The 16,824-nt window shown below is 68.6% G+C and carries 13 protein-coding genes; 10 read left to right on the top strand and 3 right to left on the bottom strand.

Annotated features, from left to right (window positions below; all coding sequences use genetic code 11):
* The first annotated feature begins 463 nt into the window (after positions 1-463).
* From ABIB38_RS04675 to htpX, 6 genes are all read left to right on the top strand, one after another.
* Entirely contained in the window at positions 464-1,192 is a 729-nt protein-coding gene (locus ABIB38_RS04675; RefSeq protein WP_429202174.1) for a gluconate 2-dehydrogenase subunit 3 family protein, read from the top strand.
* Between the two features lie 6 nt (positions 1,193-1,198).
* A complete protein-coding gene (locus ABIB38_RS04670; protein ID WP_429202172.1) occupies positions 1,199-2,974 on the top strand; it encodes a GMC family oxidoreductase in 1,776 nt (591 codons plus the stop codon).
* A gap of 9 nt (positions 2,975-2,983) precedes the next feature.
* A complete protein-coding gene (locus ABIB38_RS04665) occupies positions 2,984-4,381 on the top strand; it encodes a c-type cytochrome (RefSeq protein ID WP_429202170.1) in 1,398 nt (465 codons plus the stop codon).
* A gap of 158 nt (positions 4,382-4,539) precedes the next feature.
* On the top strand, positions 4,540-5,040 hold the full coding sequence (locus ABIB38_RS04660) for a hypothetical protein (protein WP_429202168.1): 501 nt from the start codon (positions 4,540-4,542) through the stop codon (positions 5,038-5,040).
* Between the two features lie 20 nt (positions 5,041-5,060).
* On the top strand, positions 5,061-6,644 hold the full coding sequence (locus tag ABIB38_RS04655) for a TerC family protein (RefSeq protein ID WP_429202167.1): 1,584 nt from the start codon (positions 5,061-5,063) through the stop codon (positions 6,642-6,644).
* 37 nt (positions 6,645-6,681) lie between these two features.
* Positions 6,682-7,557: a protease HtpX gene (htpX, locus tag ABIB38_RS04650; RefSeq protein ID WP_429202166.1), complete on the top strand. Its 876-nt coding sequence runs from the start codon at positions 6,682-6,684 to the stop codon at positions 7,555-7,557.
* A 32-nt stretch (positions 7,558-7,589) separates the two neighbouring features.
* On the opposite strand, the gene ABIB38_RS04645 is transcribed toward htpX, so the two are convergent.
* Entirely contained in the window at positions 7,590-8,606 is a 1,017-nt protein-coding gene (locus ABIB38_RS04645) for a DUF4105 domain-containing protein (RefSeq protein ID WP_429202165.1), read from the bottom strand.
* Positions 8,603-9,994 carry a nucleobase:cation symporter-2 family protein gene (locus ABIB38_RS04640; RefSeq protein ID WP_429202163.1) on the bottom strand — a complete coding sequence of 464 codons (1,392 nt, stop codon included), beginning with the start codon at positions 9,992-9,994 and terminating at the stop codon, positions 8,603-8,605. Before ABIB38_RS04640 ends, ABIB38_RS04645 begins: the two co-directional genes overlap by 4 nt.
* Before the next feature lie 92 nt (positions 9,995-10,086).
* Between ABIB38_RS04640 and ABIB38_RS04635 the strand changes: the two genes are divergently transcribed.
* Positions 10,087-11,454, top strand: a complete 1,368-nt coding sequence (locus ABIB38_RS04635; RefSeq protein WP_429202161.1) for an MBL fold metallo-hydrolase — start codon at positions 10,087-10,089, stop codon at positions 11,452-11,454.
* Here the strand turns inward: ABIB38_RS04635 and ABIB38_RS04630 are convergent.
* Positions 11,438-12,133 (bottom strand): lipid-binding SYLF domain-containing protein, encoded by a 696-nt coding sequence (locus ABIB38_RS04630; RefSeq protein ID WP_429202160.1) that lies wholly within the window; start codon positions 12,131-12,133, stop codon positions 11,438-11,440. The two genes, ABIB38_RS04635 and ABIB38_RS04630, sit on opposite strands and share 17 nt — an antisense overlap.
* Positions 12,134-12,430: 297 nt before the next feature.
* Here ABIB38_RS04630 and ABIB38_RS04625 point away from each other — a divergent pair, with 297 nt between their 5' ends.
* The 3 genes from ABIB38_RS04625 to ABIB38_RS04615 are packed head-to-tail and all read left to right on the top strand — an operon-like array spanning position 12,431 to position 16,720.
* Positions 12,431-13,288 (top strand): hypothetical protein, encoded by an 858-nt coding sequence (locus ABIB38_RS04625; protein WP_429202159.1) that lies wholly within the window; start codon positions 12,431-12,433, stop codon positions 13,286-13,288.
* Between the two features lie 10 nt (positions 13,289-13,298).
* On the top strand, positions 13,299-14,240 hold the full coding sequence (locus ABIB38_RS04620; protein WP_429202157.1) for an HAD family hydrolase: 942 nt from the start codon (positions 13,299-13,301) through the stop codon (positions 14,238-14,240).
* Positions 14,240-16,720: an autotransporter gene (locus ABIB38_RS04615; protein ID WP_429202155.1), complete on the top strand. Its 2,481-nt coding sequence runs from the start codon at positions 14,240-14,242 to the stop codon at positions 16,718-16,720. The genes ABIB38_RS04620 and ABIB38_RS04615 overlap by 1 nt, the downstream gene beginning before the upstream one ends.
* The last annotated feature ends 104 nt before the right edge of the window (positions 16,721-16,824 follow it).

Here is a 16,824-nt window from a genome sequence, read left to right as displayed (position 1 = left end):
GCCGCCATGCGCGTTGACCAAGTATCAAACAGGATTCCTTGGCACACGCCGATCATATCGGGGATCCGTTGGCGCTCGGCGCTTTGCGTCACGCGCGTGATGCAGATCGCGCGGCCTCTTGGCAGCGGCAAGGGGGCGCTGAGCCGGTCGAGGCGACCAGATCAAGGGATCCCTTACCGCCCATCACCTCGATGGAAATATTCCAAAATTTCTGAAACTCCGAAACTGCCATTTTAGCAGTGCCCACGCTACCAGCGTTGTAACTTATGGTAGTGATGCGACGGTTGCGAGGGGGCGTTCGACGCGCAGCCGATGCCCCCTGGAATGCCGGATCGAGACGAAATTTCTCTGTAGAAGCTATCCAATGCTGGTGGCGGGGATTGGCATCCCCCCTGAGTTATTGGTACGATGTATCTTGCATTTTGCATACAAAATACATTTTTCAATCCGAGAGAGAGACTTCATGTCCGACGATCAACAATCCCCATCGCGGCGGCGCCTCATCAAGAGCCTGGTGTTCGTGCCGATGGGCGCGGGAGCGGCGGCAGCCATTCACCAGGGGCTGCCCAACGCCAACGCCACCGCCAGCGCACCCGCGGAAGGCAAGCCGAATCCCTATACGCCCAAGTTCTTCAACGCGAAGGAATGGACATTCGTGATCGCCGCGGTCGATCGCCTGATCCCGCATGACGAGCACGGCCCTGGCGCCGTCGAGCTCGGCGTGCCGGAGTTCATCGATCGCCACATGCAGTCGCCGTACGCCGCCGGCAGCATCTGGTACATGCAGGGCCCGTTCCTCGAAGCAACCGGCGACTTCGGCTACCAGGGCAAGCTGGCGCTGAAGGACATCATCCGCGTCGGCATCGCCAACGTGGACGCGTATTGCGCCAGGACCTACTCGGGCAAGGCCTTCGCCGACCTCGACGTGCGCATGCAGGAATCCGTCCTCAAGGAACTCGAGGGCGGCAAGATCAAGCTCAACGATATTTCGTCGAAGCAGTTCTTCGCCGATTTCCTGTCCGAGACCCGCGCCGGCTACTTCTCCGATCCTAGCCACGGCGGCAACAAGGACATGGGCGCCTGGAAGATGATCGGTTACCCCGGGATGCGGGGCGACTACCTGGAGTGGGTGAAGATTCGCGACAAACCGTATCCGCTGGGACCGGTGGACCTGGCTGGACGGAGGGGATAAGAGAATATGGCAATCGTAAAAGAGAAAAAAGACGCGGTCATCGTCGGCGCCGGCTGGGTCGGCGCCATCATGGCCAAGGAACTGACGGACGCCGGCCTGAATGTAGTCATCCTCGAACGCGGCCCCGACCGCGACACGCAGACCGACTTCGCCTATCCGCGCGTGATCGACGAGCTCGAAGGCTCGGTGCACCGCAAATACCTGCAGTCGCTGGCGCAAGAGACCGTGACCATCCGCCACAACCTGAACACCGTGGCGGTGCCGAAGCGCCGCATGGGCTCGTTCAAGCCGGGCACCGGCGTGGGCGGCGCGGGCTCGCACTGGTCGGGCGTGCACTTTCGCGCGCTGCCGGAAGACTTCAACCTGCGCAGCACCATGGAGCAGCGCTACGGCAAGAAGATCATGCCCACCGGCATGTCGATCCAGGATTTCCCGGTCACCTACGAAGAGCTGGAGCCGCATTTCTCGCATTTCGAATACGTGTGCGGCACGTCGGGCAAGGCCGGCGTGTTGAACGGCAAGGTGGTCGAAGGCGGCAATCCCTTCGAAGGCTCGCGCTCGCGCGAATACCCGCTGGGACCGAACCCGGACTACCTGGGCGGCGAAATGTTCTACACGGCGGCGCGCGAAATGGGTTACCACCCGTTCCCGATCCCGGCCTCGAACACCTCGGCGACCTATACGAACCCGTACGGCTGCCAGATGGGTCCGTGCAACTTCTGCGGCTTCTGCTCGGACTACGGCTGCCTGAATTACTCGAAGGCCAGCCCGAACATCAACATCTTCCCCGTGCTGCGCGGGCGCAAGAATTTCGAAATGCGCACGCTTGCCCAGGTCTTGAAGGTGAACCTGACGGCGGACGGCAAGATGGCCACTGGCGTGAACTATCTCGACGCCGGCGGACAAGAGTGCGAACAACCGGCGGACATCGTCATCCTGGGCGCGTTCTCGCTGTACAACGTGCACCTGATGCTGGTGTCGAAGATCGGCCCGGCCTACGACCCGGTCACCAGGACCGGCACCGTCGGCAAGAACTACTCGTACCAGAACCTGAACCGCGTCTCGCTGTTCTTCGACAAGAACGTGCACGCCAACCAGTTCATGGGCATCGGCGGCGGCGGCACCACCTTCGACGACCTGAACGGCAACCGCAACGATCCGACCAAGTCGGGCTTCGTCGGCGGCGGCGTGATCTGGGCGCGCCAGCCGGGCGGTGGTCCGGTGCGCGGCATCGCGACCGCGCCGGGCGTGCCGAACTGGGGTAGCGACTGGAAAAAGGGCGCCAAGGACGCGATGCGTCACTCGTTCTATTACGAAGTGCAGGGTTCCTGCATGGCTTACGACGACGCCTACCTCGACCTCGATCCGAACTACAAGGACGCGTTCGGCCGACCGCTCTTGCGCATGACCTTCGACTGGCACGACAACGAGATCGCGGCGTCGGCCTACCTGGTCGACAAGGCCCAGGAGATGTGCAAGGTGCTGAACCCGCTGGCGACCAAGGGCGACGCCAAGAAGCCGGGCACGCACTACAACATCAACCAGTACCAGAGCACGCACACGGTCGGCGGCGCGATCATGGGCGCCGACCCGAAGACCTCGGCCCTGAACAAGTACCTGCAGTCGTGGGACGTGCCGAACGTGTTCGCGCCCGGCGCCAACGCCTTCCCGCAGAACAACGGCTACAACCCGACCGGCATGGTCGGCGCGCTGGCGTACTGGTGCGCGAAAGCGATCCGGGAACAATACATCAAGAACCCCGGCCCGCTGGTGCAGGCATAAGAGGACCACATGACCCAACAAAAACCTGTCAAGAAAATCGTCCTTGGCCTGGCCATCGCCGGCGCGGTGATTCTTGCCGGCGCCTATGGCTACGCCGTGGCGCCGACCGAAACCCGCAAGATCGAACCCGGACCACAACTGGCCGGCCTGGCCGCCGGCGCCAGGCCGGATGCGGGCCTGATCGAGAAGGGCCGCTACGTCGCCACCGCGTCCGACTGCATCGCCTGCCACACGGCGCCCGCCGGCAAGGAGTTCGCCGGCGGCCGCGTGATCCAGTCGCCGATCGGCAATATGTACGCGACCAACGTCACGCCGGACAAGGAAACCGGCATCGGCAACTACTCGCTGGACGACTTCGATCGTGCGGTCCGCCACGGCATCGTGCCGGGCGGCGGCACGCTGTATCCGGCGATGCCGTACCCGTCTTACGCCCGGATGAGCGACGTCGACATGCGCGCCCTGTATGCCTACTTCATGCACGGCGTCGAGCCGGTCAGGCAGGCCAACCGCGACAACGAGATCAGCTGGCCGCTGTCGATGCGCTGGCCGCTGGGCATCTGGCGCAAGACCTTCGTGCCGGTGCAGGGCCCGATGGACTTGTCGAAGTATTCGGACCAGCGCATCGCGCGTGGCGCCTACCTGGTGCAGAGCCTGGGCCACTGCGGCAGCTGCCACACCCCGCGTGCGGTGACGCTGGGTGAACTGGCGCTGGACGAATCCGGCCCGGAATACCTGGCGGGCGGCCCGCTGATCGACGGCTGGCTGGCGGTCAACCTGCGCGGCGACAGGGTCGACGGCATGGGCAACTGGACTGCGCAGGACATCGTCGACACGCTCAAGACCGCCCGCAACAAGCACTCGGGCGTGCTGGGCGAGCCGATGCAGGACGTGGTCAAGCACAGCACCCAGAACATGCTCGACGACGACCTGATGGCGATGGCGCTCTACATCAAGAGCCTGCCGGAGACCGGCAACAAGAAGGCCAGCTTCGCCGCCAGCGACGCCACCGTGCAGAAGATCATGGCGGGCAACGACAGCGAACGCGGCGTCCAGCTCTACCTGGACAACTGCGCGGCCTGCCACCGCGTGGACGGCAAGGCCGCCGGTGACGTGTTCCCTGCGCTGCCGGGCAATCCGACGGCGCTCTCGGCCGACCCGACCTCGCTGATCCGCGTGATCCTGGCCGGCGCACGGTTGCCATCGACCCACACGGCGCCGTCCGACCTGGGCATGCCGGGCTTCGCATGGCGCCTGTCGGACGACGAGGCGGCGCGTCTGGCCACCTTCGTTCGCAGCAGCTGGGGCAACCAGGCTTCGCCGGTCGGCGCGGCCGACGTGGCCAAGGTGCGCAAGCTGTTGAAGGAGCACGAGATCCATACGGCGGACCAGGGCAATACCAGGCACTGATGCCGTATCGGACGGCGGCGCCGTCGGCATTCGTCAGATCGACGGCTGCCGGCGGCGCCGTTTTTCGTTAACCGGCCGGCAAGGCCGTCCGAGCTGACCGACGTCGGCGCGGTGCGCGGCCATGCTATACTGGCGCCGTTCCGACTCCTGCATCGTATATGAGACGATTTTTCGTCATCTGCCTGACCCTTCTGCTACCCCTGAATATGTTTGCCCTGGCCATGGCCGCATCCGCGATGCAGCCCGCCGCAGCGGCGGAACACGTCACACCTTCCGAAGTCCTCATCCACACGGCTGCGCTCGAGACCGACGCCGCCGTGCCGCTGTTCGCCGACGCCTACCTGGCCGGCGGCGCCGATTGTCAGTCCGCCTGCGATATCGATCCCGATGAACCGCCCGCCGGCGCCGACGTCCACGACTCCGTGTACGAAGAGCTCGGCCTGCGGCTGTCCGGCCTGGCGGAAGGCGCGATCGGACCCCCGGCGCCGCCGCGCGCCAATCACTCCTCGTTCCCGTTGCTGAAACCCCCGCGCCGGCCCTGGAGGCCTGCCTTCGCCGCTGCCGCGGCGCCCCTGGCCGATCACGATCCCCGCATGGACGGCGCATGTCGACACGACCGCGCCGCCGTGCCCGCGATCGCGGCCGCGATTCACTTTTAGCAAATTAACGAGGTAATACCATGGAATGGCTATTCGACCCGGCAATCTGGGCGGGTCTGCTCACACTCATTGTCCTGGAAATCGTCCTGGGCATCGACAACCTGATTTTCATCGCGATCCTGGCCGACAAGCTGCCGCCGCACCAGCGCGACAAGGCGCGCCTGATCGGCCTCTCCCTGGCCATGCTGATGCGCCTGGGCCTGTTGACGATCGTGTCGTGGCTGGTCACGCTCACGACGCCGCTGTTCGCGCTCGGGCCGTGGGCGCCCTCGGGGCGCGACCTGATCCTCCTGTTCGGTGGCGTATTCCTGCTGTTCAAGGCCACCGTCGAGCTGCACGAACGCCTGGAAGGCGTGACTCACGTCCACACCCAGTCGAAGGTGTACGCCAGCTTCGGCGCCGTGGTGGCGCAGATCGTGGTGCTCGACGCCGTGTTCTCGCTCGACGCCGTGATCACCGCGGTCGGCATGGTCGACCAGCTGGAAGTCATGATGGCGGCCGTCATCATCTCGATCGGCGTCATGATCCTGGCGTCCAAGCCGCTGACCCGCTTCGTCAACGCGCACCCGACCGTGGTCGTGCTGTGCCTCTCCTTCCTGCTCATGATCGGCCTGTCGCTGGTGGCCGAGGGCCTGGGCTTCCACATTCCGAAGGGCTACCTGTACGCGGCGATCGGCTTCTCGATCCTGATCGAGACCCTGAACCAGTTCGCGCGCCGTAACTTCCTCAAGAACGAGGCGCGCGTCCCGCTGCGCGACCGCACCGCCGACACCGTGCTGCGCCTGATGGGCGGCAAGCGGCGCCAGGATGCCGAGCCGGACCCAGAGGACACGCAGGCCGGGGAGCCACAAGCCTTCGGCGTCGAGGAGCGCAATATGGTCAGCGGCGTGCTGACCCTGGCCGACCGTTCGATCCGTTCGATCATGACGCCGCGCTCCGAGATGTCCTGGGTCAACCTCGACGACGAAGCCGACGCCATCCTGCGCCAGTTGCAGGAAACGCCGCACAGCCGGATGCCGGTCTGCCGCGGCCAGCTCGACAACCTGGTCGGCATCGCCCGCACCAAGGACCTGATCAGCCAGCTGGTACTGCAGGCGCGCATCGACGACGTCGTCGACGACGGCAATGGCTCCAATGGATCGATACGCAAGCCGATCCTGCTGCCCGACACCGCCGGCGTGCTCAAGGCCATGGACACGCTCAAGCGCGCCCACGGCCAGCTGGTGCTGGTGACGGACGAATTCGGCATCGTGCAGGGCCTCTTGACCCCGGTCGACATCCTGGAGGCGATCGCCGGCGAATTCCCCGACGAGGACGAGCAGCTGGCGATCCAGCCGGTGGGCCCCGGCGTATGGGAAGTCATGGGCACGGCCGACCTGCACCAGCTCGAGCAGGTGCTCGAGACCGAGGGGCTGGTCAGCAGCGACGACGATTACACCTCGCTGGCCGGCTTCCTGCTGGCGCGCTTCGAGAGCATGCCGGAGCTTGGCCAGGAGCTCGAGATCGAGGGCCTGCGCTACCGCATCCTGAGCGTGGAGGAGCGCCGCATCGCGCGGGTGCTGGTCCAGCGCATCGTGGCCGAGGATGCCGGGCTGGCCGCCTGACACCGCTTTTTACCGTAACCGTACCAAGAAGGACATCATGAAACGTACTTTGTTGTTTATTGCAACCAACCTGGGCATCATGCTGGTGCTGGGCATCACCGCCAGCCTGCTGGGCGTGAACCGGTTCCTGACCTCGAATGGCCTCGATCTCACCAAGCTCCTGATGTTCGCCGGCCTGATGGGCTTTGGCGGCGCCTTCATCTCGCTGCTGCTGTCCAAGCCGATCGCCAAGTGGAGCACCCGCGCGCGCGTCATCGGGCAGCCGTCGAATTCGACCGAACAGTGGCTGCTGGACACGGTGGCGGCCCAGGCCCGGCGCGCCGGCATCGGCATGCCCGAAGTGGCGATCTATGAGGGCGAACCGAACGCCTTCGCCACCGGCGCCACCAGGAACTCGTCGCTGGTCGCGGTCTCGACCGGCCTGCTGCAGTCGATGACCCAGCAGGAAGTCGAAGCCGTGCTGGCCCACGAGGTGGCCCACATCGCCAACGGCGACATGGTCACGCTGACCCTGATCCAGGGCGTGGTCAACACCTTCGTGATCTTCCTGGCGCGCATCGTCGGCTATTTCGTGGACGGCATGCTGCGCAAGAATGACCAGGAAAACACCGGTCCCGGCATCGGCTACATGGCCACCGTGATCGTGTGCGAGATCGCGTTCGGCATCCTGGCCAGCATCATCGTGGCCTGGTTCTCGCGCCAGCGCGAATTCCGCGCCGACCGCGGCGCCGCCACCATCATGGGCCAGCCGCAGCCGATGATCGCGGCCCTGCGCCGCCTGGGCGGCATGGCCGAAGGCGCGCTGCCGAAGAACATGAGCGCATTCGGCATCTCGGGCAAGGGCGGCGCGCTGGCGCTGTTCTCGAGCCATCCTCCAATTGAGGAACGCATCGCGGCCCTGCAGTCGCGCTGAGGCGCACCGGCCTCAGGGGCCGGGAGTCGGCGTCAGGGCGCCGCCGCGTTGACGCCTGGCACGCCGACCCGGATCGCCTGCGAAAAGTCGTGCGCACCGGTGTCGGAGGCGCGCCCGCGCGCGTTGATGTGGCCACGATCGCGCAAGACCGCATAGGGCAGGCGCGAGGTGAGCGCACCCTGCTCGTAGGCGTATTCGGCGAAGTGCCCCGACGCGAGCAGGCGATAGTCGAGCGGCAGGGCGGGATCGATCCGGCGCGCCAGCTCGAACAGGATCGTGGTGCAGTTGCTGGTCAGGGTGTTGTAGAACTCGGGCTGGCGGCGCAGCCGCTCGGCGCGCGCCAGGTAGTCCAGCAGCGCCGCGCGCAGCTGCGCCGGCGTGGCGCGCAGCCGGTATAGATAGACCTGCTCGCCGCGCACATTGCTGCGCGTGCGGATCAGGTCGCGCTCGTCGGACGCGACGATCACCTGTTCGAACTTGCGGAAGAACCCACCGGCGGCCGAGAAGGTCTCGTCGCGTTCCTTGCGGATCTCGAGCGACAGCACCAGCCGTTGGCCGTCGCTGAAGCCGAACGACACCAGCGTGTGGGCGATGTGCGGTCCCATCCAGTACGACAGGACCAGGTCGGCCGTCTCGAGCCGGGACAGGTCGTAGCGCCGGGTTTCCCAGCGCGGCGTATAGTCGGTCTCGGTGCGCCACTCGAAGGCGCGCACGTTGCGTAGTGTCAGGCGCTCGCCGTCGACCGAGGCTTCCAGCAGGCGCGCGACGTCGTCGGCGCAGGCCCTGGCGTGCGACGGCGCGAGCGACTGCCACCATCCCAGCATCGCCAGCAACGCCAACGCGCCGGCCAGCAGCAGCCTGCGCTCGTGCTGCCAGCCGGGCGCGCGCGCCAGCACCAGCGCCACGGCCAGGCCGAGCAGGGTCCAGGCGCCGCCCACGGCCAGCGCCGGCGCGGGCGCCAGCTGAAACCATAGGGCGGCCGCGCCCCATGTCGTGACGGCCACGACCGGCAGCGCCGACAGGCTCCGGACCAGGCGCCTGCGGTTCACCGCGCTTCCTGCGGCGCCGCCGGCTGTTCGGGCAAGAACCAGTTCAGCAGCAGCGCGCACAGCCCGCCGGTGGCGACGCCCGATTCGAGCACGCCCCGCACTGCGGCCGGCATATGGGCCAGGAATTCAGGCACCTGGGACACGCCCAGGCCCAGCGCCAGCGACACCGCGATCACCAGCAGCGCGCGCCGGTCGAGCGTGACGCCGGCCAGGATGTTGATGCCGGCCGCGGCCACGGCGCCGAACATGACCATGGCGGCGCCGCCCAGCACCGGTTCCGGCACCGCCTGGATCACGCCGGCGACCGCGGGGAACAGGCCCAGGATCACCAGGAACAGGGCGATCCACATGCCGACGTGGCGGCTGGCGATGCCGGTCAGCTGGATCACGCCGTTGTTCTGGGCAAAGATCGAGCTGGGGAAGGTGTTGAAGATGCCGGCCAGCAGGGAGTTGGCGCCGTTGACCAGCACGCCGCCCTTGATGCGCTGCATCCACAGTGGACCCTCGACCGGCTGGCGCGAGACCTTGCTGGTGGCCGTCACGTCGCCGATCGCTTCCAGCGAGGTGACCAGGTAGATCACGATCATCGGGATGAACAGCGACCACGAGAAGCCGAGGCCGAAGTGCAGCGGCGCGGGCACCTGGAACAGCGGGGCCTCGTGCATGCCGCTGAAGTCCAGGCGGCCCATCCAGCCGGCCAGCGCGTAGCCGACGGCCAGCGCGATGACGATGGCCGCGCTGCGCATCCAGGCCACCGGCACCCGGTTCAGGATCACGATGATGGCCAGCACCACGCCGGAGAGCAGCAGGTTCTCGCCGTTGGCGAAGCTGCCGTCGGCCATGGCCGCATAGCCGCCGCCCATGCTGGTCAGGCCGACCTTGATCAGGGTGAGGCCGATCATGAGCACCACGATGCCCGTGACCAGCGGCGTGATCAGGCGCTTGACGAACGGCAGGACGCGCGAGACGCCCATCTCGATGAAGGAGCCGGCCACCACGACGCCGAAGATCGCCGCCATCACCGCTTCCACCGGCGTGCCCTGCTTGACCATCAGCGCGCCGCCGGCGATCAGTGGTCCGACGAAGTTGAAGCTGGTGCCCTGCACGATCAGCAGGCCCGCGCCGAACGGACCGAAGCGGCGGCACTGCACGAAGGTGGCGATGCCGGAGACGACCAGCGACATCGAGACGATCAGGTTGGTGTCGCGGCTCGATACGCCCAGCGCCTGGCAGATCAGCAGGCCAGGGGTGACGATGGGAACGATGATGGCCAGCAGATGCTGCAGGGCGGCCAGCATGCCGAGCAGCGGGGGCGGACGGTCGTCCAGTCCGAGGATCAGTTCCGGTGGGGGCGCCTGGACGGCGTGCTGGCTTGGGGGTGTCGGCATGGAAAACTGCTGGGCAAAGGCGCGATTCTACAGCCTGACGGACGGCGCCGGGCGACCGGGGTGTAGAATTGCCGCCTTTCACGGAGAAAACCATGGACACGGCGGGACTGACGATCGCGAGAATCCTGCATGCGGGGTACGTCTTCGAATGCGAGGGCAGCCGTATCGCCTTCGACACGATTTTCGAGAATCCCTTCAGCCGCAACTGCCACGCGTTTCCCGACGTGCGCTTCGACCTCGACGCCATCCGGCGCCAGCGGTTCGACGCCGTCTTCATCTCGCATTTCCACGACGACCACTGCTCGCTCGAGAGCCTGGACCTGCTGGAGCGCACCACGCCGCTGTACATCTACTGCCAGTTCGACGCGCTGTTCGAGATGGTGCGCCAGCTCGGCTTCACCCGGGTGCACGCGCTGGCGCTGGACCGGGTGGTCGAGGTCGGGCCGTTCACCGTCACGCCGCGCGAGGCGATGGATCGCGAGGTCGATTCGATGTTCCAGGTGCGCGCCGCCGGCATGAACGTGCTCAACGTGGTCGATTCATGGATCGACGACGACACGCTCGGCCAGCTGGCCGGCCTGGGGCCATGGGACATGGTGCTGTGGCCGTTCCAGACGATGCGCGAGCTCGAGGTGCTGGCGCCGTCGCGTCACGCCGCGGCGCCGCCCGGCGTGCCCGCGGAATGGCTGGACCAGCTGCGGGCGCTGGCGCCGCGCCATGTGGTCCCGAGCTCATGCCAGTTCCTGCAGGAGCCGTGGTCCTGGTATAACCGCGCGTTCTTCCCGATCTCCTACGCCCGCTTCGCGCAGGAGGTGGGAGCGGCATTGCCGGACGCGCGCATCGTGCGCCTGGACCCCTCGGTGGCGGTGCGGCTCGACGCCGCCGGCCTGCACCCGGCGCCGCCGCTGGCCTGGGTCATTCCGGTGGGCGAGCAGGACGTCGACTACGCCTATGAGGGAAATGCGGCGCCCCCGTCCACGGGCGAGATCGCGCGCCACTTCGCGCCGCTGGGCGCGCAGGAACAGGCGCGCGTCATGGAGTACTGCCGCCGGGGACTGGTGACGAAGTATCGTGACACCGAAGCCGGCTCGGCCTATTTCGACCGTCCCCGCATCTGGCGCCTGTCGGTGTTCGACCATGCGGGCCAGCCCAGCCACTATCACTACCGCCTCGACGGCGAGGACGCGGCGCTGGTGGACGCCACGGCCGGCCCGCTCGGCTGGAGCACCGAGATCCCGGCCGCCAAGCTGTACGCGGCGCTCGCGCTGGGCGAGTCGCTGACCTCGATGTACATGCGGATCAATGACGTGCAGTTCGAGCCCGCTGTCGAGCGCGAACTGCAAGAGGCCGACGTGATCGACGACCCCTTGATCCGCTGCCTGTTCGGCGACACCTTCGGGGCCTACCAGGCGGCCCAGCTGCGCCGCCTGCTGGCGCGCGACCTCAGCGCGCGCCCTTGATCGCGCTCGACGCCACCCGGGCCAGGCCCTGGCCATGGGGATTGCTGACGGTGCGCGTAACGAGGATGTCGACCGGCGTCACGGCGCGGCCATAATAGGCGTGGTTGCGGCCCTCGTCGACCGAAATCACGGTGCCGTCGAGGTTCACGCCGCCGTACAGCCCTTTCGACCGGGTGTACGCCACCATGTCGGCATTGATCGGCGCGCCCGTGCCGGCGCCGACCGGGCCGGCCGCGACACTCACTTCGCCGCCCAGCTTGAACGACGTCGACAGCAGGGAATCGAGGCCTTTTTCGGTCATCACCAGGGCCACCATTTCGGACGCCTGGGCGCCGGCCTGCAATCCCACCGAGCCTGCGGCGATGCGGTAGAAGGCCGGGCCGGCCCAGTCGTTGCCATGGCGTGCGATGAGAACCGCCGAACCGCCCGAGCCGCCCACGATGAAACCGGCCTGCACGATCTGGGGGCTGATCAGGATCGCCCTGGCGCTGCCCACGTGTTCGCGGAACCACGTCATGTCGGGGTCGCGCACGAAGTTGGTCAGGGTGGCCTGGGCCGCGTCGACCTGGGCCCGGGTGTCGTCAAGAGTCGGCTCGCTGGCGCAGGCGGCGAGCCCGAACGCGGCAACGGCGGCGAGCACGCGGCTGCGCCGCGCGGTACTGTGCAATGACGTCGACATGATCACCTCGCAGATGGCGGTAGGGTAAGTGCCGGCTCAACATCGCCTGGCTTGTAGCGCATTGCTCCCGATGATGGCGGGGAACGACATCATCGGGTAGAACATCCGGTATCCATCCCTTCGCGGCGGATTGCCCGGGCAGCACAGCCTAACGCCGCCGCGGGCGCCGGCGCCATTGGACTTTCGTCGTACACGGCGATTCCTTTGGACCATGGTCCAATGCCGCCGCGCGGCCGCCGCGCCTAACATCGGTGGACGGCCTGCGCTGGCGGCCAGGCGCCGGGTTGGGGAGACACGATGGACATACTGCACGAACTGCTGACGCTGGCCACGCACGCGAGCCTGCTGCTGCTGGCGCTGGGCATCGGCATGGATATCGCCAAGGGCGACGGCCTGTACCTGCTGCGCCGACCGCGCCTGCTGCTGCGCGCGCTGCTGGCGGTGGTGGTCGTGGTGCCGCTGGTCGCGGCGCTGCTGGTGGCGCTGCTGCCGCTGAGGGAATCGGTCGAGATCGCGATCGTGCTGATGGCGGTGTCGCCGTTGCCGCCGATCGTGCTGGCCAGGGAGATCCGGTTCGGCGCCCGCAAGCCCTACGCCTACGGCCTGCTGGTGGCGATGGCAACGCTGTCGATCGTGACGGTGCCGGCGGCGGTGGCGATCCTGGCCTGGCTGTTCGACGCCCACGCCGCGGTGTCGCCGCTGGCGGTGGCGCAACTGGTGTTCGTTTCGCTGTTCGTGCCGCTGGGCCTGGGACTGGGCCTGCGCGCGCTGGCGCCCGGCCCGGCGGCGCGCGCCGCGCCGCTGGTCGGCAATTTCGCTTTCGGGTTGCTGGCGCTGGCCTGCCTGCCGCTGCTGGTGACCGTGGCGCCCGAGCTGGCGCGCCTGATCGGCGACGGCACGGCGCTGGCGATCCTGGCCGTGGTGCTGGCGGGCCTGGTGGCCGGCCACCTGCTGGGCGGGCCCGATCCGCACGACCGGGTCGCGCTGGCGCTGTCGTGTGCGACGCGCCATCCCGCCATCGCGATGCTGGTCGCCGGCGCCAATGCGCTGGGCGACGAGGTGCGGGCGACGGTCGTGCTGTTCGTCGTTCTCGGCCTGGTGGCGATCGTTCCCTACCAGCTCTGGCTGCGCCGTCAGGCGCTGGCGCCGCAGTAAGGAGACGCCGATGACGCCGGCGCTGCCATCCTGGGCCGACGGCCCCGCCCGCGACCGGATCATCGATTTTGTGCGGCGGGTGACGGACGAGGCGTCGAGCGCCCATGTGCCGCCCGCCGGCCGGATCGCCGTGTTCGACAACGATGGCACGCTATGGTGTGAGAAGCCCGGTCCGATCCAGGCCGAGTTCCTGTTCCACCGGCTCGCGCGCATGGCCGCGCGCGAGCCGGCGCTGGTCGTGCGCCAGCCGTGGAAGGCGGCGCTGGCGCGCGACCATGCGTGGCTGGGCGCCGCCATCGAGCAGCATTACCGGGGCGACGGCGCCGCCCTGCATGCCATGGTCGATGGCCTGCTGCAGTGCTATGTCGGGCTGAGCACCGACGAGTTCGCGCGCGCGGCCGCCGATTTCCTGCACGTCGCGCGCCATCCGCAGCTGGGCCGGCCCTATGTCGAGTGCACCTATACGCCGATGACCGAGCTGCTGCGCTACCTCGCCGGACACGGCTTTACCAACTGCATCGCCAGCGGCGGCACGCGCGACTTCATGCGCACGGTGACCGAGGAGGTGTATGGCATCCAGCCCGAGAACGTGATCGGCAGTTCGGTCGCGCTCGAATACCGCGAGGACGTGGGCGACATCGTCCATACCGTCGCGGTCGAGGTGTTCGACGACGGGCCGATGAAGCCGGTGCGCATCTGGAGCCGGCTGGGACGGCGGCCGATCTTCGCCGCCGGCAATGCCAACGGCGACATCCAGATGCTCGATTATTGCGCGCGCGGACCTGGCGCGTCGATGTGCCTGCTGATCCACCACGACGACGCCGCGCGCGAATATGCCTACACGGGCGGCGCCGAGGCGGCGCTGCTGCGCGCGGCCCGCGATGGCTGGACCGTGGCCGCCATGGCCGGCGCCTGGCGCACCGTGTTCGCGCCGCCCGCGGGAGCGCTGTGATGAGGCCCGGCTCCAGATCCTGGTCGGTCCTGGCGCAGCTTGTGATGCTGGCGCTGGTGGCGTCCGGCCCGTTGGGCGCCGCCCAGGGGCCCACCGCGCCGCAGGACGATCCGCAGGGCCGCCAGGAGGATGTCGCGTCGCCGCAAGCCGCGCCCTGGCCGCGTCAGGTGCGCGCGGGCGCCACCACCCTGACCATGTACCAGCCCCAGCTCGATGCCTGGGATGGCGCGCGGCTGCAGGCGCGCGCCGCCGTCGGGGCCAGCGCCGGCGCGCCGCCGCAGACCCGCTATGGCGTGATGACGCTCGAGGCTGACACCCTGGTCGACAAGGGCACCCGCAGCGTGACCCTGGTGCGGGCCCGCATCGTGGGCTCCGAGTTCCCGTCCGCCTCCGCTGCCGAGAAGAGCGCCTGGGAGGCGGCGATCCGCGCCGAGCTCGAAGGCCGTTCGCGCACCATCGAACTCGACCGCCTGGAGGCGGCCATGGAGGCGCTCGGCGCCGGGCGCGCGAGCGCGCAACAGGCGCTGCGTAATACGCCGCCGCGCTTCGTCTTTTCGACCGTGCCGGCGCTCCTGGTGAGCATCGACGGCGCGCCGGTGTACCGCCGCCTGGCCGGGCTGCCGTTCGAGCGCGTGATCAACACCCGGCCGCTGCTGCTGCGCGATGCGCGCGGCGTGCACTACCTGAAGATCTTCGACGGCTGGATGAGCGCGCCGTCCCTGGACGGCCCTTGGCGCGTGCTGGCGGCGCCCGGCGCCGACCTGGAACGCGCCTGGCGCCAGGTGTCGGACGCGCACCTGGCCGATCCGCTGACTGGCCAGGCGGGGCCGGACGATCCGGCGCCGCGCCTGGCCGACGGCGCGCCGGCGCTGTACTTCGCCACCGTGCCGACCGAGCTGGTGGTGACCGACGGCGCGCCGCGCTACGTCCCGATCGAAGGCACCCGCCTGCTGTACGTCGAGAACACCACCGGCAACCTGTTCAAGTCGACGCTCGACAACCGCAGCTACGTGCTGGCTTCCGGCCGCTGGTTCGGCGCCGCCGACGAGAGCGGGCCCTGGGAATACGTGGCGCCGTCCGCGCTGCCGCCCGACTTCGCGGCGATTCCTGACGATAGCGCCAAGGAAAACGTCAAGGCGTCGGTTGCCGGCACCGCCCAGGCGCGCGAGGCGGCGATCGCCGCCGCCATTCCACAGACGGCGACCGTGCAGATCGCGCAGACCACCTTGCCGACGCCGGTGTTCGATGGCGCGCCCCAGTTCAGGCCGATCGACGGCACCTCGCTGCGCTACATCGTCAATACCGCCACCACCATCATCGAGGCCGCTCCGGCCAGCTACTACGCGGTGCAGGATGGCGTCTGGTTCACCGCCAGCGCGCCCGCCGGCCCATACCGGGTGGCCACCAGCGTGCCGGCCGAGATCTATGCGATCCCGCCCGAGTCGCCGCTGTACTTCGTGACGGCGGTGCGCATCTACGGCGTCGACGACGGCGGCGTGACGGTCGGCTATACGCCGGCCTACCAGGGCACCCTGGTCGATCCCGGCAGCGGCGTCGTGGTCTACGGCACCGGCTACGCCTACCAGCCTTGGATGGGCAGCGCCTGGTATGGCGCGCCCGTCACCTATGGCTATGGCGCGTCGGTGGCCTACACGCCCTGGACCGGCTGGGCGGTGGCCTTCGGCCTGGGCTGGGCCTGGGGCGCGGCCGTCTCGTCCTCGGGCTGGGGCTGGGGCCCCTATCCGTACTGGGGCGCCTGGGCGGCGCCGGCATGGGGCGCCGCCTATGGCGCGCGCGGCTGGGCCGGCTATACGGGGAATATCTACTCGCAGTGGGGCAGCCGCGCCAGCGTGGGCCGCGCCGCGGGCGGCTTCGATGCCTGGAGCGGCAACGCCTGGGCCAGCCGGGTCGGTTCTTCGTACAACTCGCGCACCGGCGTGGCCGCCGCCGGCCAGCGCAGCGCCGTGCGCAACGTGTATACGGGCGAATTCGCCGCCGGCGCGCGCGGCGTGGCCCAGGGGCCGCGCGGCGGCTTGGCCGCTGGCGGGCGTGGCATCGTGGCCGACCCCGCGCGCGGGGTCGCGGCCGCCGGCCGCCGGGGCGTGATCGCCGACCCGGCCAGCGGCAGGGCGGTGCAGGGCGGACGCGGCGTGGTCGTCGACCGCGCCAGCGGCCAGGCCGAACGGGTGGCCGGCGCGCGCGGGGCCGGAGGCGGTGCGGTGGCGCGGGTCGGCAACGACGTGTACGCCGGACGCGATGGCCGGGTGTATCGCAACACCGGCGCCGGCTGGGAGCGGCACGGCGCCCAGGGCTGGAGCGCGGCCGGTGGCGGCCAGGGCGCCGCGACGCTGCGCCAGCGGCTCGACGTGGATCGCGGCGCGCGCCAGATGGGCGAGGTGCGCACCCGGAATTTCGACCGTTCATCGATGAACTTGCAGCGCAGCTTCGGCGGGCATCGCGGCGGATTCCGGCGCCGCTAGCACGGCTTCCAGGCGAATGAGGAGAGAAACCATGAACGAACCGATCAACCCCGAGCCGGCGCGCGGCCGCCCGGCTCCGGTGAACGTGGACGACGCCGAACTGC

It is taken from the genome of Massilia sp. UYP11, assembly GCF_050434805.1.
In the GTDB taxonomy this organism is placed as follows: Bacteria; Pseudomonadota; Gammaproteobacteria; order Burkholderiales; family Burkholderiaceae_D; genus Telluria.
This window is presented reverse-complemented; position numbering and strand designations above follow the sequence as displayed.